Origin of the sequence: Nonomuraea sp. NPDC049421, from assembly GCF_040677005.1 — a bacterium.
GTDB lineage: Bacteria > Actinomycetota > Actinomycetes > Streptosporangiales > Streptosporangiaceae > Nonomuraea > Nonomuraea salmonea.
On sequence record NZ_JBFAQA010000006.1, the window covers coordinates 125,330 to 148,526 of the forward strand.

The following is a 23,197-nucleotide window of genomic DNA, read 5'->3' on the forward strand; positions in this document are numbered from 1 at the left end:
ACGAACCTACAAGGTCCGGAAAGTGACGAGGGCCGGGCAGCCTGCCCGGCCCTCCTCACGGTAGTGGTCCCGCTTACGAGGCGCTTGCCGTTGATCTGGACTCGTCAGCCGACGTTCGGCGGGCGTTGCCCGGTGGCGGGCCCCGGCACGCCGGCGTACCGGTACGGCACGGGCTGCCGCCCCGGCTGCACGACGAGGAGGGTGCCCGGGGTGTCGGTGTAGAAGACGCTCTCGACGGCGGCGGCGACGTCGTCGGCCGTGAGCAGGGGGAATCCGGCGTTGGCGAACAGCTCACGGGCGTCCGCCACGAGCGGTGTGTCGGTGAAGCCGGGGCAGACCGCGCCGATGCGGATGTTCTGGGCGGCCAGCGGCTCGGCCAGCGCCCTGACCAGGCCCACCACCGCGTGCTTGGTCATCGTGTAGACGGGGTCGCCGGCGAAGCCCACGAGCCCGGCCAGCGAGGCGGTGGCCACGATGGCGCCGCCGCCCGAGCGGACGAGCAGCGGCGCACTGGCCCGCACACCGAACACCACGCCGTCCACGTTGACGCCGACCACCTTGCGGTAGCGCTCGGCGTCGAAGTCCGCGAAGTCCACTTTGCCGGTGATGCCGGCGTTGAGGTGCACGAGGTCGAGCCGTCCGTAGCAGCGCTCGGCCAGCGCGACGGCCTCAAGCGACGCCTCCTCCTGGCTGACGTCGGCGGCCAGCCAGGCGCCGTCGACCTCCTTGGCCAGCCGCTCCACGCCCTCGGCGTCGAGGTCGACCAGGACGCAGCGGGCGCCGCCCGACGCCAGGCGCCGCGCGACGGCGGCCCCGATGCCGCTCGCCGCTCCGGTGATCAGTGCAACAGTGCTCATGACGCTCCTTGCCTGGGGGGTCGAGGCGTTCAGTGCTGGTCGAGCATGCGATGGGCGCGCGAGATCAACGTGGGCACGGCCGCGCCGATGCGGTCGAAGCCCTCTCCAACGGTCTTACCCTGACGGAAGCGCGCGTGGATACCCTCCACGATGACGGCGAGCTTGAAGTTGCCGAACGCCACATAGAACCCGAGGTCGGAGATCTCGCGACCCGACACCTTGGCGTAGTGCGCGGCGAACTCCGCCGCGTTCATGAACCCCGGCGCCACCGTCACGTCACCGGCCACCGGGATGCGCGCCCGCTCCTCGTCGTCCCTGTCATGCCAGTACGTCAGCGTCAGCCCCAGATCGGCCAAGGGGTCACCGAGCGTGGACATCTCCCAGTCGACCACCGCCGCGATCTCCAGGTCGCCGAGCCGCAGCAGCGTGTTGTCCAGCCGGTAGTCGCCGTGGACCAGCGTGCCGGGCGCCTCGGCGGGCAGCCGCGCGCGCAGCCGCTCGACCAGGCGGTAGTAGTCGGGCAGGTCGGCCGTCTTCGAGCGCTCCCACTGCTGGCTCCAGCGGTCGAGCTGCCTGGCCATATAGCCCTCCGGCCGGCCGAAGTCGCCGAGGCCGACCTCCCCGTAGTCGACGGCGTGGATGGCGGCCAGCACCTCGGCCAGCCGCTCCGACAGCCGCTGGACGCGCTCGGGCGCCGGGTCGCCGAGCTCGTCGCGGGTGCGTACGGCGGCGCCCTCGACGTACCCCATGAGGTAGAACGGCGCCCCGATCACGTCCTCGTCGGCGCAGAACGCGACCGGCTCGGGCACCGGGACGGGCGTCGGCGCGAGCGCCGAGATGACCCGCCACTCGCGGCGCATGTCGTGGGCGGTGGGGAGCACGTGACCGAGGGGCGGCCGGCGCAGCACCAGCCGGCGTCCCGGGGCCTCGACGAGGTAGGTGAGGTTGGACCTGCCGCCCGAGATGAGCGAGACGGAGCCGGGCTCGCCGGCGTCGGGCACGTTCTGGCCCATCCAGGCGACCAGACGGGGGTGGTCGATGCCGGGCACGGTCCCAGATTCGGTCATGAACACACATTAGAACGTCACTCGGTCCTGAGCGCTAGCTGGGAATCTTGTAACGTTCCGGAGCTGCGGCGACTGCAGGGGGCCAGATCCTTTACTCTGGGTAATACACCCCTGGCCACATGCTGGACAGAGTGCATGCCGACAGTAGGAGCCCATGCGCGTCACCCTTGCCCTGCCTCGTGAACTGGGTCAGCCGGAAGTGACCCGATGGCGTGCCCTGCAGGAAGCGGACACCGCCTTTGACAACCCCTTCCTATCCCCAGAATTCACCCTCATTGTGGGCGAACTCCGAGACGTCGTACGTGTCGCCGTCATTTACGACGGTCCGGAAATAGTGGGGTTCTTCCCCTTTGAACGGCATCCGCTCGGCATAGGGAAACCCGTGGCCGCCGGGCTCACCGACGCCCAGGGCCTGATCTACGCGAAAGACGCCGAGATCGACCCGATGCGGCTGATCAAGGCGTGCGGGCTCTCGGTCTACGAGTTCGACCACCTGGTCGGCGGGCAGCCGCTGCTCAACGCGCGGGCCGAGCGCCATCCCTCGCCGATCATCGACCTGCGCGAGGGCTGGGAGCCCTACACCGAGACGCTGAAGAAGCAGTCCGGCAAGACCTACAAGTCCACCCTGGCCAAGTCGCGCAAACTGCAGCGCGAAATGGGCACGCTGCGTCACGACTACGCGACCACCGACCTCGCGCCGCTGCGCACGCTGCTGGCCTGGAAGACCGACCAATACCGGCGCACCGGGCGCACCGACAGGTTCGCTCACCAGTGGATCGTCGAGCTGGTCGAGCGGCTGCTGGCCACCCGCACCGAGACGTTCGCCGGGGTGCTCGACATGGTCTACGTCGACGACCGGCCGGTGGCGGGCCACTTCGGGGTGCGCACCCGCACCACGCTGGCCGGCTGGTTCCCCGCCTACGACACCGCGTTCGCGAAATACTCCCCCGGGCTCATCCACCACCTGGCGATGGCCGAGCGCGCCGCCGCCGACGGCATCCAGATCATCGACATGGGCCGGGGCCAGAAGGAGTACAAGGACAAGCTCAAGAACGGCCAGCTCGAGGTGGCCGAGGGCCGGGTGGCCAGGGCCGGCGTGGCGGCGGGCGTCCACTGGATGATGCGGGTGCCGGTGCGCAAGACCAGAGCCACGGTGATGGCCAATCCGGTGCTGCTCAAAACCGCCGACAAAGCATTGAAAACGTACGGGAGACTGCGTACTGTCCTACAAGGGTGAAACGCATCGCAGAGCGTACAGACCGTCACTGTCTGTCGCTTCCGTCCAACCGGCTGGGGCTCTACCTCGCGCTGCGTCACTGGTGCACCCCCGGCCAGCGGCTGCTGTTGTCACCCATCTCGGCGGACGAGATCCTCTTCCTCGTGCTGGCGGCCGGCCTGCTCCCGGTGATCGCGCCGCTGTCACCCCGTGACGGCAACATCGACGCCTCGCGCGCCGACCTCGCCGGCGTGGACGCGGTGCTGACCACCAACCTGTACGGCCTGCCCGACGACGTCCCCGCCTTCGCCGGGAAGATCCTCATCGAGGACGTCGCCCACGCCATGGAGACCGACCTCGGGGGCCGCCCGCTCGGCACGTTCGGGCAGGCCGGGGTCTTCAGCCTGTCGAAGCACCCGTCAGCCGGCTCGGGCGGCGTGCTGGCCGTCGAGCACGAGTCCGACCTCAAGGCGCTCACCCGCGCCCGCGACGCGCTGCTCGTCCCCGGCTCGCTGCGGGCCGACATGCTGAGCGTGGCCACCTCCATGGCCCGCCAGGCGGCGATCAAGCTCGACCTCGTACGCCCCGCGCTCGCGCTCGCCCGCCGCCTCGGCCTGATGGAGCCGCGCGACGGCTACCGCATCCCGCTCGCCGCCGACCGGCTCAAGGAGGCGCTCAAGCAGGTGCCCGTGCTGCCGCCCTTCGACCCGTGGGTCCGCGCCGACCTGCACCACTATCGGGCCCGCAGGAGCCGCCTGGTGCGCTGGTACCAGGCCAGGCGGGTGGAGCGGGTGCCCCGCGACCGCGCGCGCCGGCTGGCAGGCGTGCAGCGCTTGGCCGAGCTGCCCACCGTCGCGCCCGCCGTGCTCGACGACCTGTCCAGGCCGTTGTTCCGGGTGCCGCTGCTGGTGCGCGACCGCGACGCGGCGATCGCCGAGCTGGAGCGGCGCGGGGTCTCGACCGGCTACCTGTACGACCCGCCGTACGACGACTACGCCCCCGGCTTCACCGACCCCTCGCCCGACCCGCTGCCCGCGCGCTGGTGGGCCCGTCACGTGCTGCCCGTCGACCCGATGTACACCTTCCGCTCGCTGCCCGTCCTCAGCCGGCTGGAGCCACCGGAGCGCGGCCCGCACGGCTGACCTGCTCAACCCACCGGCTCAAGCTCAACTGACCGGCTCAACCGGCGTCGCGGATCAGCTCGGCGATGATCCGGCAGCCGCGCCGCACGTCGGCCAGGGACGCGGAGCCGTACCCGATGACCAGGCCGTGCAGGCGGGGCTCCGCGTGATGGTGGCGGAGGGTGGAGTCGAGCAGCACCCCGCGCCGCGCCGCCCGTTCGATCACCACGGGCACCAGGCCGGGCGGCAGCTCGGCGAGCACGTGCAGGCCCGCCGTGTCGCCGCGCAGGCGGCAGAGCGGGCCGAGCAGTTCCACCACGGCGGCGCGGCGGCGCGCGTACTCTAGGCGCATCCTGCGCAGGTGGCGGTCGAGGTCGCCGCGCTCGATCAGGGTGGCCACCGCCTGCTGGACGGGGCCGCTGGTGCGGTCGGCCACCGCCACGCGCAGCGCGGCCACCTCGGCGACCAGCTCAGGGGTGGCGACCAGCCAGCCCACCCCGACGTCGGGCGCCAGCGTCTTGGACAGCGTGCCGAGCAGCACGACGCGGGCCGGGTCGAGGCCGTAGAGAGCGGGCAGCGGGGCCACGTCGTAGCGGAACTCGGCGTCGTAGTCGTCCTCGACGATCGTCGCGCCCGTGCGCCTCGCCCAGGCGAGCAGCCGTTCCCTGCGCGGGATCGGCAGGCGGCCGCCCAGCGGATATTGATGCGCCGGAGTGGTGTAGAGCAGGCGCAGGTCCGTGGGCAGGTGATCGACGATCACGCCGTCCTCGTCCACCTGGCACGGCACCACCTCGGCGCCCCTGGAGCCGAAGATCACCCGAGCCGCCGGGTAGCCGGGATCCTCCACGCCGGCCTTCGTGCCGGGCGCCAGGAGGATGCGCGCGACCAGGTCGAGTCCGTTGCCGGTGCCCCTGGTGACCAGGACGTTCTCCGGGCCGACGACCATGCCTCTGGCCCGCCTGAGGTGCTCGGCGAGCAGCTCGCGCAGGCGCGGCAGGCCGTAGGGGTCGGGCGAGGCGCTCGGCGGCAGGTCGGCGGCCTTGCGCCAGGCGCGCTTCCACGCGGCCCGGTCGTAGTCGCGCACCCAGGGGCTGCCGGGCGTGAGGTCGATCGCGCCGTCCGGAGGCGGCGGCGCGGCCGGCGCGCGGGGACGCTCGACCGGTCCCGCCTCCTGCGGGGCTCCAGGGGTGAGGTCGGCCACGAAGGTGCCGGAGCCGTGCCGGCCGTCCAGCCAGCCCTCGGCGTAGAGCTGCTGGTACGCCTCCGTCACCACCGTCCTGCTCACCCCGAGCTGCACGGCCAGCGCCCGGGTGGACGGCAGCCGCTCACCGGGCGCGAGCGCGCCGTCCAGCATGGCCCGGCGCAGCCGCCCGGCGAGCTGGGCGGTCAGCGGCTCGGCCGAGGTGCGGGAGAGGGAGAGCGGCAGGTCAACGGGCGTACGCATGCAAGTGGTCTCTACAAAGGCGGCGATAGTGGCCCTACAGCGTAGGTCCACTTCGTGGCTACGGTCGAATCATGCTCTCCACCACTGCGCGGACCACGCTCGGACGCTCCAAGGAGCGCGGCAGCACCGACAGGAACGACCTGTACGAGGTGCTCGACACCGGCCTGATCTGCCACCTCGGCGTGATCGTGAACGGCCACCCGATGGTGGTGCCCACCGGCTACGGCCGCATCGGAGACACCCTCTACCTGCACGGCTCCACCGGCGCGGCCTCGCTGCGGGCCGGCGAGGGCGGGGAGGTCTGCGTCACGGTCACCCACCTCGACGGCATCGTGCTGGCCCGCTCGATCTTCCACCACTCGGTCAACTACCGCTCGGCGATCATCTACGGCCGGGCCAGGCTGGTGACGGACCCCGACGAGCGCTTGGAGGGCCTGCGCGCCCTGTCGGAGCGGCTCGCGCCCGGCCAGTGGGACTACGTCCGCCGCCCCTCGCGCAAGGAGCTGGCCGCGACCGCCGTCGTCGCGCTGTCGCTGGAGGAGGCGTCGGTGAAGATGCGCAGCGGCGGGCCGAAGGACGAGGAGGAGGACTACGCGCTGCCGGTGTGGGCCGGCGTGCTGCCGCTGGTCACCTCGTGGGGCGAACCCGAGCCGGATTCGGTGCTCCCAGAAGGTATCGCCACGCCTGTTCACATCCTCCACCGGGAGTAGTTCCATAATTCCGGAACCACCTGGCAAACCAGACTCCTTGATCACACGTCTCATCAGGTGGGCCGGCTCCTGATGGGAGAGGCATATGGAGTGGAGCGCTCCCGGTTATACAGAGGTCAAGCAGCTCGGGGCGGGTGCCAGCGGGCGCGTCGCGCTGGCCGTGCACGACGACACCGGGCTCGAAGTAGCGATCAAATATCTGTCCCACAACCTGCTGCGCGATCCCGCGGCGCTGGCCAGGTTCCAGTCTGAGGCGCGGCTGCTCACCACGCTGCGCGATCCCCACATCGCCACGATGTGGGAGTACATCCAGGACGCCGGCGGTGCCGCCATCGTCATGGAGCTCGTCAACGGCGTCTCCTTACGCGCCCTGTTACGTGAGAACGGCACCACCGAGCCGGAGGCGGCGCTGGTCGTGCTGAAGGGCTCGCTGCTCGGCCTGGCCAAGGCGCACGCGCTGGGGCTCGTGCACCGGGACTACAAGCCGGAGAACGTGATCGTCCGCGACGACGGCGTCAGCAAGCTCGTCGACTTCGGCATCGCCGTCCGCCAGGGCAGCGCGACCCGGGCGGAGGGGACGCCGCCGTACATGGCGCCCGAGCTGTGGGAGAACGGGCCCGCCTCGCCCGCCACCGACGTGTACGCCGCCACCGCCGTCTTCTTCGAGTGCCTGACCGGGCACCGCCCCTACCGCTCGACCGAGCCGAGCGTCCTCGGTTACCAGCACCTGCACGCCCCCGTGCCCTTCCACGACGCGCCCGAGCCGGTGCGCGAGCTGATCAGGCGCGGGCTGGCCAAGGACCCGGCGCGGCGGCCGGGCAGCGCCCTGGAGTTCGTGGCCGAGCTGGAGTCCACGGCGCGGGCGGCGTACGGGGAGGACTGGGAGGAGCGCGGCAGGCGGCGGCTGGCCGCGCTCGTGGCCCTGCTCGCGCTGCTGCTGCCCAGGCCGCAGGCGTCCACCCCCGAGGTGACGACCTCGCTGGCGCGGACCGTCTTCCGCGGCATGCGGTCCAACGCGCGGCGGGTGACGATGGGCGGCGCGATCGCCGCCGCGGCGGCCGTGGCCGTGGTGGTCGTGCTCATCAACCGGCAGCCGCCGGTCGAGGAGGCGGCGGGGGCGGCGGCGGTCGTACCGCCGAGTGAGATCGCGACGCAGCCCGCCACCGGGCCGCCCGCGACCCCTGCCGAGACCGAGCCGACTGGGCCGACGACTGGGCCGACGACTGGGCCGACGACTGGGCCGACACCTGAGCCGACGCCCGAGCCGTCCAGCCCGGAACCCGAGGCGACGCCGCAGGTCGTGCCGCAGGGCTCGCCGGAGGCCGGCGAGCCGGAACGGGCCAGGCCCACGCGGAGCGCCCGCGTCCCAGGACCGGACGACGCGCGGCCGCCGCGCCCGTCGTCCTCCGCCCCCACCGTCACACCCACAGCCACACCTACGCCGACCCCCACGCCCACGCCGACTCCCACGCCCACCCCGACCCCGACCCCGACTCCGACGGAGACCGGCGAGCCCGTCACCTCCGTGCAGGTCGTGTCGGTCGGCCGGATCACGGTCGGCTCGGACGGCGTCGCCCGCAGCACGCTCTCCCTCCGCACCAGCGGCGAGGGCCGCGTCACCGCCACCGCCGCCTGGACGGCCGCCGGCGAGGACGGGCGGACCCAGCGCGTCAGGCTCAGCGGCGCGCGCACCTACACCCGCACGCTGACCTGGTCGATGGGCGAGCGCCCGTGCGGTAAGAGGGTCTCCCTGGCCGTCACCACCTCGCCCGCCGCACCCGGAGGTCCCGCGACGGCGACGGTGTCCGTGCCGCCCTGCCCGACCCGGGTGACCGCGCTGAACGTCGCGCTCAACCTGCCCGCCGCGCCCGCGCGCACCGCCACGGCCCGGGTCAGGGTCACGGCGAGCGGCACGGGCGTGATCCCGGTGCGGGCCAGGTTCGCGGTGAACGGGGAGTCGATGGGGACGCGGACCGCGCGCTTGTCGGGACGTACGTCCTACGCCGAGTCGTTCGCCCTCGCCCTGCGCTCCCGTCCCTGCGGGTCCACGCTGTCGGTGCAGGTGAGCGCGGGCGGCAGGACCGACACCGCCCGGGTCGCGGTGCCCTGTCCCCCGCAGGTGCGCCGGGTGGCCATCGTGGCGGCGGGCGCGGACGGCGGCCTGCGCGCACAGGTCAGGGTGACCACCGCCAACAGCCGGCCGGTACGCCTGACGGTCAGGTTCGCGGCCGGTGAGGGCGGCGGCGCGCAGACGGTCACCCTGTCGGGCGCGACCTCCTACAGCCGGTCCTTCAGTCACCCGGCCAAGCTGCCCTGCGGCACGCGCTGGTCGATCACGGCGGTCACCGCTCCGGCGGCGGCGGGCGGCGCGGCCACCCGTGGCGGCAGCACACCGCCCTGCCCCAGGGAGGAGGAGCCCGAGCCGCAGTCCTCCCCCGTACCGCAGGACAGCCCGTCGAAGGAGCAGCCGCCGGCCGAGCGGACCCCCGCGGAGGAGGCCCCTCCCAGGTGAACGCGGTCGCGGGCGGCTGCGCGAGCGCCGCCGCCCGCCGCGCGCGATCCGGCGGTCAAGGCATGATCAAGTGATATTTCTCTGCATGTCTGGATTTAGGTAGCGGGATAGTGCTCGCTTCTGGTTAAGCTACGGTCCGTTTGATGAGGGTGGGGGCCCAACAGACTCCAGAGGAGACCGTTATGCACGGTGATGGGCCATGGGGGGTCCCCGGGTACACGGAGGTGCGCGAGCTGGGCTCGGGCGCCGCCGGCCGGGTGGTCCTCGCCAGGCGCGATTACGACGGCGTCGAGGTGGCCATCAAGTACCTCAGCGACGAGCTGAGGTCGGACGTCTCGTTCGTCGCCAGGTTCCGGCATGAGGCACGGCTGCTGGCCACGGTGCAGAGCGCGTACCACGCCAGGCTGATCGACTACGTCGAGTCCGGTTACGGCGCGGCGATCGTCATGGAGCTGATCGACGGCGCCTCGCTGCGCGAGCTGATCAGGGCCGAGGGGCCGACGGGGCCCGAGGCGGCGCTGACCGTGCTCAAGGGCTCGCTGCGCGGCCTGTCGTCGGCGCACGCGATCGGCATCGTGCACCGCGACTTCAAGCCCGAGAACGTGATGGTGCAGCGCGACGGCACCAGCAAGCTCGTGGACTTCGGCATCGCGGTCAGGGTCGGCGAGGGCGCGAGCGCGGCGGGGACGCCGCCGTACATGGCGCCCGAGCAGTGGGCGGGCACCCCGGCGAGCCCCGCGACCGACGTGTACGCCGCCACGGTCGTCTTCTTCGAGTGCCTGACCGGCAACCGGCCCTTCCGTGCCCAGAACGTCGCGGCCCTGGCCCGCCAGCACCAGAGCGCCGCGCCGCCGGTGGGCGACGTGCCCGAGCCGCTGCGCGGGCTGGTCGAGCGCGGCCTGGCCAAGTCGGCGGACGACCGTCCCGCCTCGGCGCAGGCGTTTCTGGCCGAGCTTGAGGAGATCGCGGCGGCCGCGTACGGGCCCGACTGGGAGGAGCGGGGCCGCCGCCGGCTGGCCGCCCTGGCCGGCGCGCTGGTGGCGCTCCTCCCGACGGCGCTGGCCGACGAGCCGGCGCAGGCCGACACCTCGCTCGCCGAGACGCGCTTCCCGGAGCCGAAGGGCCTGCTCAGCAAGCTGCCCGCCAAGATCGCGGTCGCCGTGGTCGGCGTGGGCGTGATCGTGGGCGCCGTGGTGTTCGCGGTCGGGAACAGGTCGGACGAGACCGTGCTGCAGGCGCAGACCACCGAGGTCACGCCGACCACGGCCGAGCCGGGCACGCCTGAGCCGGTGGAGACGGAGCCCGACGAGGTGCCGAGCGAACCGGAGGAGACCGAGGAGGCGCCGCCCACGTTCGCGGAGGAGACGCCGGCGACCGTCCCGACGGTGACGCGATCCCAGGCGCCGCCGGTCGTGCGGCCCACCAGGACGCCGAAGGCGACCCCGACCAGGACGCGGCCGACCCGTCGCCCGGTCAGGACGCCCGCTCCGAGGCCCACGCCGACGAGCACGCCGACCGACGAGCCGGAAGAGCCCGACGAGCCGCGGATGACCGGCGACATCGACGACCCGAGGGGCGTCACGCCGGACAGCACGCCCACGCAGACGTCGAGGCCCGCTCCGACGCTCAACCCGCCGACCCGCAACCCCGACCCGCCCACCAGCCGGCCGACGCAGACCGGCGGGACGTCCCCTGAGCCGCCGCGCGTGCAGACGCCGACGAAGGACGACGTCCCCCGCTGAAAGGCGGGCACGGAGAGAAGCTGCTCGGGCTCGCCCTCGTGACGAGGGGCGCGCCACCGGTCACACTTGCGGTGAAGGGCCGCAGGACGGGACCAGGCCGAAACAAGCGTTGATGGGCGCCGGGGGGCACGAACGGCGATGAACAACCCTGGAAACGGTATCGCCGGGTTCCGGCTCACCGAGCACACGTGGATGACCGAACTCGGCAACTGGATCGACGCCATCTCGCCCGACGGCAGGCGGGCGGGCGCGCTGCTGTTCGATCCCAAGATCATCGGCCTGCCCGGCGTACGCGACCGCGTGGTGCAGGCCGTCATGACGGATCAGCGGCTGGTGATGTCCGGGATGGGCGGGCTCATCCCGGTGGCCGACGTGGTGGCGGCCGGTGATCAGGTGTGGCTGCTCACCGCGCAGGCGGTCAGCCCCACGCTGGCCGATTTGCTGGCCGCCGGGCCCGTCGACCCGAACGGGGCCGCGTCGCTGCTGGTCGAGACCGCGCAGACGTTACAGGCGCTGCACGCGTCCGGGGTGACGCACGGCTCCGTGCACCCGGGCACGGTGGTGGTGACGGCCGAGGGCGTGTCGCTGTTATCCGAGCGCGGGCTGTCGGACGCCATCCGCGCCCGCGTCTCGCCGCCCGAGCGGGACGCGGCCGGCTGGGCGTCGCTCGCGCGCGGGCTCGCGGCATCGCTCGGTCCCGGCGCGCCGGCCGACCTGTTCGAGCGGGCCGCGGCCGCCGCGACCACCCTGGGGCTGGGTGCGGCCAGGGACCTGCTGGTCAACGAGCGGGGCAGGCTGCCGGGCGGGCGGATCAGCAGGGACGGCCTGGCGCGGGCGGCCCGCGGGCGGTCGGCGTTCGCGCAGCCCCCGTCGTACGCGCGGGCGCCGGTGCCCGTCCCCCGCGACGAGGGCGACATCGTCACCCTCCTGCACGTTCCGGCAGGATCGGTGCAGCCCGTCCACTTCGGCCCCGGGGTGGGCGGAGAGACCGGCACCCAGCCGCAGCGGCCGGAGACGCCGGTCGAGCGGATCTGGCGGGAGGGCCGCGACGAGGCGGCCACCCTGCAGCGCACGGAACGCCAGGGCAGGGCCGCGCGGGCCAGGCGGCGGCGCACGATCCTGGCCGGGGTGCTCTTCGCGGTCATCATGTCGGGGGCCGTGCTGGCCTGGCTGCGGCTGGGCACCGCGCCCGACCTCGCCGTCAAGTCGGTGAACGTGGTGGCGCCGAAGAAGACGCAGGGCTGCGACAGCGCGGTCCTGGTCACGGCGACCGTGGTCACCAACGGGGCGCCGGGCGAGATCACGTACGAGTGGCGCAAGAACCTGGACGACGAGGTGGTGAAGGGGACGTTGCGCACCGAGTCCGACAAGACGTCGTACAAGGTGCCGCTGCGGTGGACGTTGCAGGGCAAGAGCAACGTCAAGGCCACGGCCACGCTGCGCGTCCTCACCCCTGGCCCGGTGCGCAGCGACAAGGCGAGCTTCACGTACAAGTGCTGATCACCGCCCTGTGCGTGGCCAGGCGAACCTGACTAATCTGGCGACCATGACCACGCAGACCCCCGCGGGCTGGTACCCGGACCCCTATGGAGAGCCGCAGCTCCGCTGGTGGGACGGCACCCAATGGACGGACGCCACGCACGCCCAGGAGCCGGGTCCGGCCCAGCAGCCCTCCGGTCCCCAGTCACCCCAAGCACAGACCGGGCCTCAGCCCGGGCCTCAGCCCGGGCCCCAAGCAGCGCATCAGACAGGACCTCAGACAGCGCCTCAGACAGGGCCTCAGACAGGGCCTGGCTGGGCGACGACACCGGCCAACCCCACGTTGCAGTTCGGCCAGCCGACGTACGGGCAGGCCGCCTACGGCGCGCCGGCGCAGCAGCAACCGCCGTCGGGCGCGCACTGGGGCGGCACCCCGCTGCCCGGCCCCGGCTACGGGCCGCCGCCCAGGCAGAGCAACCCGCTGCCGTGGATCTTCGGCGGGCTGGCGGCCCTGGTGGTACTGGCGCTGATCGTGGTCGCGGGCATCTTCTTCATCAACCGCGACACCACGCCGAGCGCCGCGCCGACGCCGACGTTCGAGCCTGAGCGCCCGCCGTCGCAGGAGCCCCCGTCACAGGAGCCCCCGTCACAGGAGCCCCCGTCTCAGGGGCCCCCGTCGCAGGAGCCACTGCCCAGCCAGGGCGCCCAGTTCCCGCAGCCCTCCGGCGACCGCGTCACCGACGCCCGCGCCGGCGTCTCGTTCGCGGTGCCCGACGGCTGGACGGTGCCGCGGTGGGAGGCGGTCAACAACGGCAGCCCGGTGGAGCAGCAGTTCTCCGCGGCGGCGCAGAAGATCGCGCAGGAGAACTACCGGGGCCAGTCCGACTGGGTGGGCAACGTCTACACGGGCGTGCTCAACGAGCTCTATCCCTACAACGGCGTCTCCGGCATGAGCGACACCGCCAAGGCCGTCTTCGTGCACTTCACGACCCAGTACTACGGGCCCGCCCACGAGAGCGAGGTCGTCGCCGACAAGAAGATGAAGATCGGCGACAAGGACGCGTGGGTGCTGGAGTTTCAGCTCGACTTCACGAAGGTCGCCGAGGACAACGGCTACAAGTGGAAGAAGGAGAACGGCGCGATCGTGCTGATGGACCGGGGCGCGGGCCAGAGCCCGGCCATCGTGTACGTCTCCGTCCCCGACAACCTCGGCACCGGCGTGGTCGGCGAGGTTCTCGACTCGCTCAAGCCCGCCTGACAGGTGGCACTAGGCTGGTGGACGTAACAAGCGGGCGGATTGCTCCGAGCCGCTGGGCGAGGAGATCGAATGAGTGACTTGCTGGTCTGGATCGACTGCGAGATGACCGGGCTCGACCTGAGCCGCGACGCGCTCGTCGAGGTGGCGTGCGTCATCACCGACAGTGAGCTCAACCAACTGGACGAGGGCGTCGACGTGGTCATCAAGCCGCCGCCGGAGTCGCTGGAGCAGATGTCCGAGGTCGTACGCGAGATGCACACGGCCTCCGGGCTGCTGCCCGAGCTGGCGGGCGGCGTGACGTTGTCGGAGGCGGAGTCGCTGGTGCTCGACTACATCCGCCGCCATGTGCCCGAGCCGAAGAAGGCGCCGCTGTGCGGCAACTCGATCGGCACCGACCGCACGTTCATCGCGCGCGACATGCCCGGGGTCGATGGTTATTTGCACTACCGGATGATCGACGTCTCCTCCATCAAGGAGCTGGTGCGCCGGTGGTATCCGCGGGTCTACTTCGCGGCGCCGGAAAAGCAGGGCGGACACCGTGCTCTGGCGGACATCACGGAGAGCATCAGGGAGCTGCGCTACTACCGCGCGGCCATCTTCGTGGGTCAGCCGGGGCCCGATTCGGCGACCGCCCGAGCACTCGCCGAGCGTGTCACGGGCTAAAGGAGTGGCGTAAAGACTCCCGAACCCCGCTACACTTTTCCTGTGCCGCTTCTCCGCGGGCGGCCATGGTGGGTGTAGCTCAGTTGGCAGAGCGCCAGGTTGTGGTCCTGGATGTCGAGGGTTCAAGTCCCTTCACTCACCCCATGTGGGCGGGGTTCCGCACCTTGTGACCTGAGAGATCGTCTCGGTCGCGGGTTCGGGCCTCGCCCTTTTCGTTGTTCCGGTCATCGTCCGCGTTTTTCCCGGGCAACACCCCCAAAACATGACAATGCGGGTTATGCTCGCTGTCTACTGCCAACGCCGGGAGCACGGGGGCCATCGGCGATCACCGTCCGCGCGCGCCCTCGGAGGCCGGATGAGAGTCGACGACGCAGCGTTCGAAAGCGTGTTCACGTCCCTGAGCAAACGCGAGGCCGAAGTCATGGACCTGATCGCAACAGGTCAGTCCAACGGGCAGATCGCCCAGCGGCTGTTCCTGAGCGAGAAGACGGTCAAGAACCACGTCAACCGCATCTACGCCAAGCTCGGCGTCGACTCCCGGGTGACGGCCATCGGGCTGTGGCTGTCACGCCAGGAGTGACACCGGGCGCCTGAGACGGCGCGGCCACCCCCGGGCCGCGTCGCTCCCCCCTCGTCAGGGGCGTGCCTTGTCGCCGCCTCGCACCCACGCGCGTCCCGCGGCCGGTGGGTCACCGACTTTTGACTCCGCGCTGGTCTGTTTGCGGGAACGTCGCGGAAAGCAGACCAGGCATGGGAGATATCACGCGGTCGTGGTGGTTGCTGCTGGTTCGCGGCATCGCGGCTGTCATCTTCGGCATCCTCGCGCTCATCTGGCCAGGGCTCACCTTGCTCGCCCTGGTCATCTTCTTCGGCGCGTACGCCCTCGTCAGCGGGATCTTCGCGCTGTTCGCCGGGTTCCGCCACGGGGCGCGGTCGCGGGCCTGGCTGATCTTCTCGGGGATCATCGGCATCGTGGCCGGCCTCGTGGCGCTGGCCTGGCCTGGCATCACCTCGATCGCACTGCTCTTCGTGGTCGCCGTCTGGGCGATCGTCTCCGGCGTCTCCGAGATCGTCGCCGGCATCCAGCTGCGCAAGCGGATCGACAACGAGTGGCTGCTCATCCTCGGCGGCGCGCTGTCGGTGATCTTCGGTGTGCTGCTGCTCGCGCGGCCCGGCGCGGGGCTGCTCAGCCTGGCGTGGCTGATCGGGATCTTCGCCGTCCTGTACGGCATCGCGATGATCGCTCTGGCTTTCCGCGTGAAGAACTTCACTTCTGGCGCTTCCGTACCGTAAATTTTGTATACGTGACGGCGTTCCTCAAGAGGAATGTCAGAATCGCTGTGGAGGCGCCATGGACGTACACACCCGCCTTGCCCGCCACCTGCTCATCGACGGCTACCGTCTCGTGCTCGACCTGGAGCTCAGCCGGGGATCCTGGCTGGTCGACGCCCGCGACGGTCGTCGATATCTGGACTTCTACACGTTTTTCGCATCGGCCCCCTTGGGCGTGAACCCCCCGTTCGACCCCGACTTCGCGCAGCTCCTCGGCCAGGTCGCGCGGAACAAACCGGCCAACCCCGACATCTACACCGAGCACCTCGCCGACTTCGTCGACACCTTCAGCCGCGTGCTCGGCGACCCCGACCTGCCCCACCTGTTCTTCGTCGAGGGCGGCGCCCTCGCCGTGGAGAACGCGCTCAAGACCGCCTTCGACTGGAAGAGCCGGCGCAACGAGGCCGCGGGACGCTCGCGCGACCTCGGCACCAAGGTCATGCACCTGACCAAGGCCTTCCACGGCCGCAGCGGCTACACGCTGAGCCTGACCAACACCGAGCCGGGCAAGACCGACCGCTTTCCCATATTCGACTGGCCGCGCATCGACGTGCCCGCCATCCACTTCGGCGACGTCGAGGCCGCCGAGGAGCGGGCGCTGGCGCAGGCGCGGGAGGCGTTCGAGCGCTACCCGTACGACATCGCCTGCTTCATCGCCGAGCCGATCCAGGGCGAGGGCGGCGACAACCACATGCGGCCCGAGTTCCTGCGCGCCATGCAGGACCTCTGCCACCGCCACGACGCGCTGTTCATCCTGGACGAGGTGCAGACCGGCGGCGGCGCCACCGGCACGCCGTGGGCCTACCAGCAGCTCGGCCTCGAGCCCGACGTCGTCGCCTTCGCCAAGAAGGTGCAGGTCGGCGGCATCATGGCGGGCCGCAGGGTGGACGAGGTGCCCGACAACGTCTTCCGGCTGAGCGGCCGCATCAACTCGACGTGGGGCGGCGGGCTGGTGGACATGGTCCGCAGCCGCGGCCTGCTGGAGATCATCGAGCGCGACGGCCTCATCGAGCGCGCCGGGACCCTCGGCGCCACGCTGCTCGAACGCCTGACGAAGCTGGAGGCCGAACACCCCGAGAGCGTCTCGAACGTACGGGGCCGCGGCCTCATGTGCGCCTTCGACCTGCCCGACGGGGGCGCCCGCGACGCCCTGATCACCCGGCTCAGGGAGGAGCACGGCGTGCTGGTGCTGCCGTGCGGGCCCAGGTCCGTACGCCTGCGCCCGGCGCTCAACATCCCCGAGGCCGACGTGGACCACGGCCTGGCCGCCCTGTCGGCGGCCCTCTAGCCGGTCCTACTGCGTGACGCTGGCCCTGCTGCGGTGCGGGCCGGCGTACCGCCAGAAGAAGTTGAGCAGCACGCCCGCGCGGTTGCGGCCGCCCAGCAGGTACGCCACGTGCACGAAGATCCACACCAGCCACGCCGGCAGGCCGCGCATGGTGAGCCCGTTGGCCAGTTGCAGCACCGCCTCCGCCTTGCCCACGGTCGCCATGATGCCGGGGTCGCGGTAGGAGAACGGCTGCAGCGGCCGGCCCCGCCAGGCCGCCGCGATCTGCTTGCCCACGTGCTTGCCCATCTGGATCGCCGGCTGGGCGAGCTGGGGCAGCACGTCGGGCGGCGCGGCCAGGTCACCGGCCACGAAGATCTCCGGATGGTCCGGCACGTTGAGCGCGTCGGTGAGCGTGACCCGCCCGCCCTTGCCCTGCGGCAGCCCCCACGAGCCCACCTCGGGCGGCGCGGTGACGCCGAGCGCCCACACGGTGACGTCGCTGGGCAGGCGGGTGCCGTCGGCCAGCACGACCGCGTCCGGCTCGACCGAGGCCACGGTGGCGCCGAGCCGCAGGCGCACCCCGCGCCTGCGCAGCGCCTCCGCGGCGGCGTCGCGCAGCCGCGGCTTGTACGGCGCCAGCACGTAATCGAACCGCTCGACCAGCGTCACGCTGGTCTGGTCGTCGCGCAGCTCGGGATGCGTCAGCGGGATCGTGTTGCGGCGCAGCTCGGCCAGCGTGCCGGCCATCTCGACGCCGGTCGCGCCCGCGCCCACCACCACGACGTGCATGCTTTCGCGCCGGCCCGCCGCGGTGTCCTCCAGGTGGTGCTGGAGGCGGCGGCGCAGCACGGCGGCGTCACCGAGCGAGTAGATCGGCAGCGCGTTCTCGTGGGCGCCGGGGACGTTGAGCCAGTTGGTGGTGACGCCGGTGGCCAGCACCAGGTAGTCGTAGTCGAGCGAGGTGCCGTCCTCGAACTCCACCCGCCGGTCATCCGCCAGGATCTTGCTCAGCGAGCCCCGCCTGGCCCGCACGTTCGGCCAGCGGGCGGCGTACGTGCGGGTCGGGTAGGACACGTCGGAGGTGCTCATGCCGGCCGTCGCGACCTGGTAGAGCAGCGGCTGGAAGGTCGCGTACGGGTTGCGGTCGACGAGCGTCACCAGCGCGCCGCTCCTGGCCAGCTCGCGTGTCGCGGCCAGCCCGGCGAAACCCGCGCCCACGACGACGACCCGTGCTCTCTTGCCCATCAGACTCTCCAGAGGGGACCATCGCCTTTAGGCGACGGGGGAATCGGGATCGGGAGGGCCGTCAAGGCCCGAGCGTGCGGTGACCTGTCAGGTTCGCGCATCAGGGATCTCCGTTCGTAGCGCGTTAGATGGATGACACGGTGGTGATGATCGTGTGGCTGGTCAGGTGCGCGCTTCCGCAGGCGCGGCGTACGACCTCGGATACCGCGTGGTGTGGTGCCCGACGTACCGCTGCCCGGCCTTCGGCGGCCGGGTGAAGGACCGCTTCAAGGAGTTGATCCGCGCCGAGGCCGGCGAGCACGGCTGGGAGGTCGTGGCGCTTGGGGTGATGCCCGGCCAGCTGCGCCTGTTCGTCAAACCCTGCCCGACGAATTCGCCGTCGTCCATGGCTGGCCGGTTGAAGGGGTTCACCTCCCACCACCTGCGCGCCGAGTTCGGGCACCTGCGCTCCCGGTTGCCCGCGCTGTGGCCGCGGCCCTGCCGCGTGGCCACGGCCGGCGCGGTGCCGGCCGAGACGGTGCGGCGCTCCATCGAGACGCAGGACGAGCGGCCGTCCACGGGCGGTGGCGGTGCGTAAGTCGTACGGGTTCCTGCTGCGCCCCACCAGCAGGCAGGCCGCCGCGCTGGAGCACCGCCGCACCGCGTACGCCAAGGCGGGGGGTGAGCGTCCGGTACGGTGACCAGTCGGCCGAGTTGAAGCACATCCGCGCCGACGACGCGGGCGGGCAGGGCCGGTGGTCGTTCTCCTCTCAGCAGGCCACGCTGCGGCGGCTGGACAAGGCGTTCCGCGCGTTCTTCGACCGCGTCAAGGCCGGGCGTACGCCGGGCTTCCCCCGGTTCAAGGGGCGGGGCCGGTTCGACAGCGTGGAATGGCCGAAAGACGGTGACTGCTCCCGCTGGTATGTGATCCTGTCGTGCGACGACGTGCCCACCGAGCCGCTGCCCGCCACAGGCGCGACGGCCGGCATCGACATGGGCGTCGCCTCGCTGGTCACCACCAGCGACGGCGCGTCCGGCACGATCGACGCTCCCGGCCGCAACGTCGCGCAGAAGACGGGCCTCAACCGGAGCATCCTGGACGCGGGCTGGGGGGTGTCCCTGCAGATCCTCGCGCACAAGGCTGAAAGCGCCGGTCGAGAGCTGATCGCCGTGAACCCCGCCCACACCTCCCGCACATGCGCCCGATGCGGGCACCGCGCGAAGGACAACCGCCTCACCCAGGCCGCGTTCGCCTGCACGGCGTGCGGGCATGCCGCGCACGCCGACGTGAACGCGGCCGTCAACATCCTCAGGGCAGGGCTTGCCCTTCGCCAGGCTTCGGAAGCGGCTTAGCGAGAAGCCGCTCCCTTCAAGGAGCGGAGGAGTCACGACAAGGTCCTTCCCCCTGAGAAGCGTCATGGATGCCTATGGGCGCGCCAGCTTCTCTTAAACCAAGGGCCGGACAATTCGCAGGTCAGTGCGTCAGACGTGGGAGTAGACCACGATCGACACCGCGATGTACTGCACGAGGTAGGCCGCCACCGTGAACGCGTGGAAGACCTCGTGGAAGCCGAACAAGCGGGGAGCGGGGTCGGGGCGGCGCAGGCCGTACACGACGGCGCCCGCCGAGTAGAAGACGCCGCCGACCGCCACCAGCACGACGGCGGCCACGCCCGCGCCCTCCAGGAGCTGGGGCATCACGAAGACGGCGGTCCAGCCGAGCGCCAGGTAGAGGACGGTGTAGAGCCAGCGGGGGGCGTTCATCCAGAACACCCGGAACAGCACGCCGGCCAGGGCGCCGCCCCAGATCACCGACAACACCGCCACCCGTGGGGTGCCGTCGAGTGCCAGCAGGGCGAACGGGGTGTAGGTGCCGGCGATGATCAGGTAGATGTTCGCGTGGTCGATCCGGCGCAGGAACTCCGCGAGGCGGGGGCCGAGGGTGCTGCGGTGGTAGGTGGCGGAGATGCCGAACAGCAACGCCGAGGTGATCGCGTAGATGGCGGAGGCCAGCCGGGCCTGCAGGGTGGGGCCGAGCGCCACGAGTACGAACCCGGCGACCAGGGTCACGGGCAGCGCTCCGGTGTGCAACCAGCCTCGCAGCCTGGGCTTGGCGGTGATGGTCGTCATGGAACCTACGGTACCGTAGGTTACTAGCCGGAAAGGTGTCGGGACCCGCATAAGAAGGGCGAAACGCTTGAGCTGCTGGGAGCGGCGGGGCGAGGTGCGGAAGGTCGCTGGGAGTGGCGGGCCAGGTGCGGGGAGCCGCTGGGAGCGCCTCACAAGCCGCTGAAGAGGCGGGCGGCGATCGGGACGGCGGCGGAGCGGCCCGAGCCGCCGTGCCGGACGAAGACGCAGAAGGCCAGATCATCGCGGAAGCCGATGAACCAGGCGTGCGACGTGCCGTCCGGGACCTCGGCGGTGCCCGTCTTGCCCGAGACGTCGGTGGGCAGTCCCGCCCCGGAGGCCGTCCCGTGGTCGACCACGGCGGCCATCATGTCGCGCAGCGCCGACACCAGCCGGGAGTCCATCACCACGTCGCCGTGCGGGACGCCGTCGATGCGGCGTACCTGCTCCTTGGACAGCAGCCGCGGCGAGCGCCAGGTGCCGCTCTCGACGGCGGCGGCCAGCGCGGCCATGCACAGTGGCGTGGTGACGACCTCGCCCTGCCCGATGGCGTCGGCGGCGAGCAGGTCGGGGTCGTCGGTCTCCGGCACCGCGCCGCAGCTGCCGCCGATGCCGGTCGCGATGGACCGGCTGAACCCCCACTCCTCGGCGGCGGCGCGCAGGTCCGCGCTGGTCAGCCTGGTCGTCGTCTGCTCGACGAACGTGGTGTTGCAGGAGTGCGCGAACGCGTCGGTGAAGGTGACGACGCCGCGGTCCACCTCGCCGTCGTTGCTGTAGAGGCGGTGGAACGGGATCTGGTACGTCCCGGGGCAGCCGACCTGCGCCTGCGGGTCGAGCCCGCTCTTGAGCAGGGCCGCCGCGGTGATCGTCTTGAACACCGAGCCGGGTGGGAAGACGTCGCGCACGGCGCTGTAGTTGTCCTCCAGGCGGTCGGCCAGCGCCAGGATCTCGCCCGTGCTCGGCCGGATGACGATGATCGTGGAGTCGTCCACGCCGTCCAGCGCCCGCGCGGCCGCCGCCTGCACCGGGCGCGACAGGGTGGTGCGCTCGACCTCGGCCTCGGGCTTGCGGGTGAGCAGCCGCTGGTCGGGGCGTCCCGGCACCTTGGCGACCAGCGCCCAGCCGTGGTTGGCCTGCTCGAACTCGGGCCTGAGCGGTTCGAGATACGCCTCCGCGTAGCTGTCGACCGGGATCTTGTCGCCCTCGCTGGTGACCAGCTCGGCCGGGGAGGCGTCGATCTCGGTCAGCTCCAGCGTGCCGCCGTCCTTGAGCAGCGGGTGCAGCGTCTCGGGGGTCCATAAGACCTTCCACGCGCGGTCGCGTACGGCCAGGCGTAAGACCCCGTCGAACGGCCACTCCCCCAGCTCCGCCAGCACCCGCACCCCCGAGAACGGCATCTCGGCGCTCTCCTCCCCCGTGCCCCGCAGCGCGCCCGGGGTGAGCTGGAGCGACTCGACGCGCAGGTCCTCGCTCAGCTCCCGATGCCGTACGGAGAAGTCGCCGGGAGGCTGGTGGACCAGCCGCGCCATGGCCAGCAGGTCCCCCTTGCCCCAGGCGGCGAAGTACGCGGCGGCCGTCTGAGCAGCGCTGCCTTTGATCCGGTTGGATGCGATGACGGCGAAAGCACCGGCCCCAACTACCGCGACAACGGCGATAACGAGCACAATCAGCCTTCGACGTCGCATACGGTGCTCCCAGGAGGCGATGAGACGTGGCACGTGGACAGCGGGAACCTATGCCCGGCCGTTATCCGGTGACGTTCGGAGAGATCGAGCTGCTCCGAGACCTCGACCGGCAGGACGGCTGGGTGCTGTCCAAGGATGGCGTACCGCAGTCGTATGTTGATCTACAAGACCCGACATTTCTCGAATTTGAGTATGTACGACTCATGGCGGATGTGATCGACCTTTTGCCGGAAGGGCCGCTGAGCTGCGTCCACGTCGGCGGCGGCGCCTGCACGATCCCCCGCTATGTCTCCGCCACCCGGCCCGGCTCCCGCCACATCGTGATCGAGCCCGACGGACTGCTGGTCAACCTCGTACGCGAGCAGCTCGACCTGCGGTCGGTGCCCAAGCTGAAGGTCATCGTCGCGGGCGGGCGCGAGGGTACCGGCAAGGTTTGGGACACCACCGCCGACCTGGTGGTCCTCGACGCGTTCACCGGGGCGACGATGCCGGTCGAGCTGGCCACCGCCGAGTACATGGGCGACATCGCGCGCGTGCTGCGCCCCGGGGGCACATTGCTGATCAACCTGGCCGACGGCAAGGGGCTCGCCTTCGCCAAGCGGCTGCTCGCCACCGTGACCGCCACGTTCCGGCACGTCGCGCTGCTGGCCGAGCCCGGCGTCATGCGGGGGCGGCGGTTCGGGAACCTCATCGTGGCCGCCTCGCGTACCGAACTGCCGACCGACCTGCTCACCCGGCGCGCGGCCGGCGGGCTGACGCAGGCGCGCTGCGTGCACGGCGAGGCGCTGACGAACTTCATCGCCGGCGCCGCCGCCATCAACGACGGTGACCCCGTGCTGGCCCCGGTGCCGCCGCCCGCCGTCTTCGGCTGAAAACCGGTTTCGCGCCTTCGGTGGCCGGGGCGAGACTGGCCGCCATGCATTCTCAGGACGTCCTGCTCATCGGCGGCCGGGCCGGCTCCGGCAAGTCCACCACCGGCTACGAGGTGTCGCGGCTGCTGCGCGCCGCCGACGTGGCCCACTGCCTCATCGAGGGCGACAACCTCTGCGAGGCGCACCCCGCGCCGGACGGCGACCCGCACAGGACCGCGATGACCGAGGCCAACCTGGCCGCCGTCTGGGCGAACTACGCCGCGCTCGGCTACCGCCGGCTCATCTACACCAACACCGTGAGCGTGCTGGAAGCCGACCTCATCACGCGCGCGATGTCCGGCGGCCCCGTCCGGGTCATCGGCGTCATGCTGACCGCCACCGACGCCACCGTCGCCGAACGGCTCGGCGGGCGAGAGCGCGGCTCAGGCTTCGAGGAGGAACTGCACCGCAGCACACGCGGCGCCCGCCTGCTGGAACGGGAGGCAGGCGACTGGGTCGCACGGGTCCGGACGGACTCCCGGAGCGTGGCCGAGATCGCCGAAGAGATCGCGGCGTTCACGGGCTGGCTCAAGGAAACCAACCCTCCAACCTGACCACCAGCCACTCTCGGCCGAGGCC

At 71.6% G+C, this 23,197-nt stretch carries 21 protein-coding genes, 1 tRNA gene and 1 pseudogene; 17 read left to right on the plus strand and 6 right to left on the minus strand.

The window, feature by feature from the left end; translation table 11 throughout:
- Positions 1-104: 104 nt before the first annotated feature.
- Positions 105-857 carry an SDR family NAD(P)-dependent oxidoreductase gene (locus tag AB0K18_RS12685; RefSeq protein WP_364913920.1) on the minus strand — a complete coding sequence of 251 codons (753 nt, stop codon included), beginning with the start codon at positions 855-857 and terminating at the stop codon, positions 105-107.
- Between the two features lie 29 nt (positions 858-886).
- The gene (locus AB0K18_RS12690; RefSeq protein ID WP_364913923.1) at positions 887-1,924 is read right to left on the minus strand and encodes a phosphotransferase family protein; all 1,038 of its coding nucleotides are present in this window, start codon (positions 1,922-1,924) and stop codon (positions 887-889) included.
- Positions 1,925-2,306: 382 nt separating this feature from the next.
- On the opposite strand from AB0K18_RS12690, the gene AB0K18_RS12695 reads away from it, so the two are divergent.
- On the plus strand, positions 2,307-3,161 hold the full coding sequence (locus tag AB0K18_RS12695) for a GNAT family N-acetyltransferase (protein ID WP_364913926.1): 855 nt from the start codon (positions 2,307-2,309) through the stop codon (positions 3,159-3,161).
- Positions 3,158-4,282, plus strand: a complete 1,125-nt coding sequence (locus AB0K18_RS12700; RefSeq protein WP_364913928.1) for a DegT/DnrJ/EryC1/StrS family aminotransferase — start codon at positions 3,158-3,160, stop codon at positions 4,280-4,282. Before AB0K18_RS12695 ends, AB0K18_RS12700 begins: the two co-directional genes overlap by 4 nt.
- 37 nt (positions 4,283-4,319) lie before the next feature.
- Here AB0K18_RS12700 and AB0K18_RS12705 read toward each other — a convergent pair whose 3' ends face one another.
- The gene (locus AB0K18_RS12705; RefSeq protein ID WP_364913931.1) at positions 4,320-5,705 is read right to left on the minus strand and encodes a PLP-dependent aminotransferase family protein; all 1,386 of its coding nucleotides are present in this window, start codon (positions 5,703-5,705) and stop codon (positions 4,320-4,322) included.
- A gap of 71 nt (positions 5,706-5,776) precedes the next feature.
- Here AB0K18_RS12705 and AB0K18_RS12710 point away from each other — a divergent pair, with 71 nt between their 5' ends.
- The 11 genes and pseudogenes from AB0K18_RS12710 to lat all read left to right on the plus strand — a co-directional run bounded on the left by AB0K18_RS12710 (position 5,777) and on the right by lat (position 16,689).
- The gene (locus AB0K18_RS12710) at positions 5,777-6,415 is read left to right on the plus strand and encodes a pyridoxamine 5'-phosphate oxidase family protein (protein WP_364913934.1); all 639 of its coding nucleotides are present in this window, start codon (positions 5,777-5,779) and stop codon (positions 6,413-6,415) included.
- 85 nt (positions 6,416-6,500) lie between these two features.
- On the plus strand, positions 6,501-8,927 hold the full coding sequence (locus tag AB0K18_RS12715) for a serine/threonine-protein kinase (protein WP_364913936.1): 2,427 nt from the start codon (positions 6,501-6,503) through the stop codon (positions 8,925-8,927).
- Between the two features lie 182 nt (positions 8,928-9,109).
- The gene (locus AB0K18_RS12720; protein ID WP_364913939.1) at positions 9,110-10,669 is read left to right on the plus strand and encodes a protein kinase; all 1,560 of its coding nucleotides are present in this window, start codon (positions 9,110-9,112) and stop codon (positions 10,667-10,669) included.
- A 138-nt stretch (positions 10,670-10,807) separates the two neighbouring features.
- Positions 10,808-12,169, plus strand: coding sequence for a hypothetical protein (locus AB0K18_RS12725; RefSeq protein ID WP_364913942.1), 1,362 nt, complete (start codon positions 10,808-10,810; stop codon positions 12,167-12,169).
- A gap of 46 nt (positions 12,170-12,215) precedes the next feature.
- Positions 12,216-12,320, plus strand: a pseudogene (locus AB0K18_RS12730) (DUF2510 domain-containing protein); the annotation flags it as partial.
- A 171-nt stretch (positions 12,321-12,491) separates the two neighbouring features.
- Positions 12,492-13,406: a hypothetical protein gene (locus tag AB0K18_RS12735; protein WP_364914372.1), complete on the plus strand. Its 915-nt coding sequence runs from the start codon at positions 12,492-12,494 to the stop codon at positions 13,404-13,406.
- Between the two features lie 69 nt (positions 13,407-13,475).
- Positions 13,476-14,069 (plus strand): oligoribonuclease, encoded by a 594-nt coding sequence (gene orn / locus AB0K18_RS12740; protein WP_345388831.1) that lies wholly within the window; start codon positions 13,476-13,478, stop codon positions 14,067-14,069.
- Positions 14,070-14,137: 68 nt separating this feature from the next.
- Positions 14,138-14,213, plus strand: a tRNA-His gene (locus AB0K18_RS12745).
- A gap of 211 nt (positions 14,214-14,424) precedes the next feature.
- Positions 14,425-14,649: a helix-turn-helix transcriptional regulator gene (locus tag AB0K18_RS12750; protein ID WP_347699805.1), complete on the plus strand. Its 225-nt coding sequence runs from the start codon at positions 14,425-14,427 to the stop codon at positions 14,647-14,649.
- A gap of 170 nt (positions 14,650-14,819) precedes the next feature.
- Positions 14,820-15,362 carry an HdeD family acid-resistance protein gene (locus AB0K18_RS12755; protein ID WP_364913945.1) on the plus strand — a complete coding sequence of 181 codons (543 nt, stop codon included), beginning with the start codon at positions 14,820-14,822 and terminating at the stop codon, positions 15,360-15,362.
- Between the two features lie 58 nt (positions 15,363-15,420).
- Positions 15,421-16,689, plus strand: a complete 1,269-nt coding sequence (lat, locus tag AB0K18_RS12760) for an L-lysine 6-transaminase (protein ID WP_364913948.1) — start codon at positions 15,421-15,423, stop codon at positions 16,687-16,689.
- A 6-nt stretch (positions 16,690-16,695) separates the two neighbouring features.
- On the opposite strand, the gene AB0K18_RS12765 is transcribed toward lat, so the two are convergent.
- Positions 16,696-17,916 (minus strand): NAD(P)/FAD-dependent oxidoreductase, encoded by a 1,221-nt coding sequence (locus tag AB0K18_RS12765; protein ID WP_364913951.1) that lies wholly within the window; start codon positions 17,914-17,916, stop codon positions 16,696-16,698.
- A gap of 166 nt (positions 17,917-18,082) precedes the next feature.
- Between AB0K18_RS12765 and tnpA the strand changes: the two genes are divergently transcribed.
- Both tnpA and AB0K18_RS12775 read left to right on the plus strand, forming a co-directional pair.
- Positions 18,083-18,493 (plus strand): IS200/IS605 family transposase, encoded by a 411-nt coding sequence (tnpA, locus tag AB0K18_RS12770; protein ID WP_364913954.1) that lies wholly within the window; start codon positions 18,083-18,085, stop codon positions 18,491-18,493.
- 83 nt (positions 18,494-18,576) lie between these two features.
- Positions 18,577-19,248, plus strand: coding sequence for a transposase (locus tag AB0K18_RS12775; RefSeq protein ID WP_364913957.1), 672 nt, complete (start codon positions 18,577-18,579; stop codon positions 19,246-19,248).
- A 129-nt stretch (positions 19,249-19,377) separates the two neighbouring features.
- Here AB0K18_RS12775 and AB0K18_RS12780 read toward each other — a convergent pair whose 3' ends face one another.
- Positions 19,378-20,025 (minus strand): hemolysin III family protein, encoded by a 648-nt coding sequence (locus AB0K18_RS12780; RefSeq protein ID WP_364913960.1) that lies wholly within the window; start codon positions 20,023-20,025, stop codon positions 19,378-19,380.
- Positions 20,026-20,174: 149 nt separating this feature from the next.
- Positions 20,175-21,707: a penicillin-binding transpeptidase domain-containing protein gene (locus AB0K18_RS12785; RefSeq protein WP_364913963.1), complete on the minus strand. Its 1,533-nt coding sequence runs from the start codon at positions 21,705-21,707 to the stop codon at positions 20,175-20,177.
- A 50-nt stretch (positions 21,708-21,757) separates the two neighbouring features.
- Between AB0K18_RS12785 and AB0K18_RS12790 the strand changes: the two genes are divergently transcribed.
- Together AB0K18_RS12790 and AB0K18_RS12795 are read left to right on the plus strand one after the other, a co-directional pair.
- Positions 21,758-22,579 (plus strand): fused MFS/spermidine synthase, encoded by an 822-nt coding sequence (locus AB0K18_RS12790; RefSeq protein WP_364914358.1) that lies wholly within the window; start codon positions 21,758-21,760, stop codon positions 22,577-22,579.
- Positions 22,580-22,623: 44 nt separating this feature from the next.
- On the plus strand, positions 22,624-23,172 hold the full coding sequence (locus AB0K18_RS12795) for a hypothetical protein (RefSeq protein ID WP_364913965.1): 549 nt from the start codon (positions 22,624-22,626) through the stop codon (positions 23,170-23,172).
- Positions 23,173-23,197 lie beyond the last annotated feature (25 nt).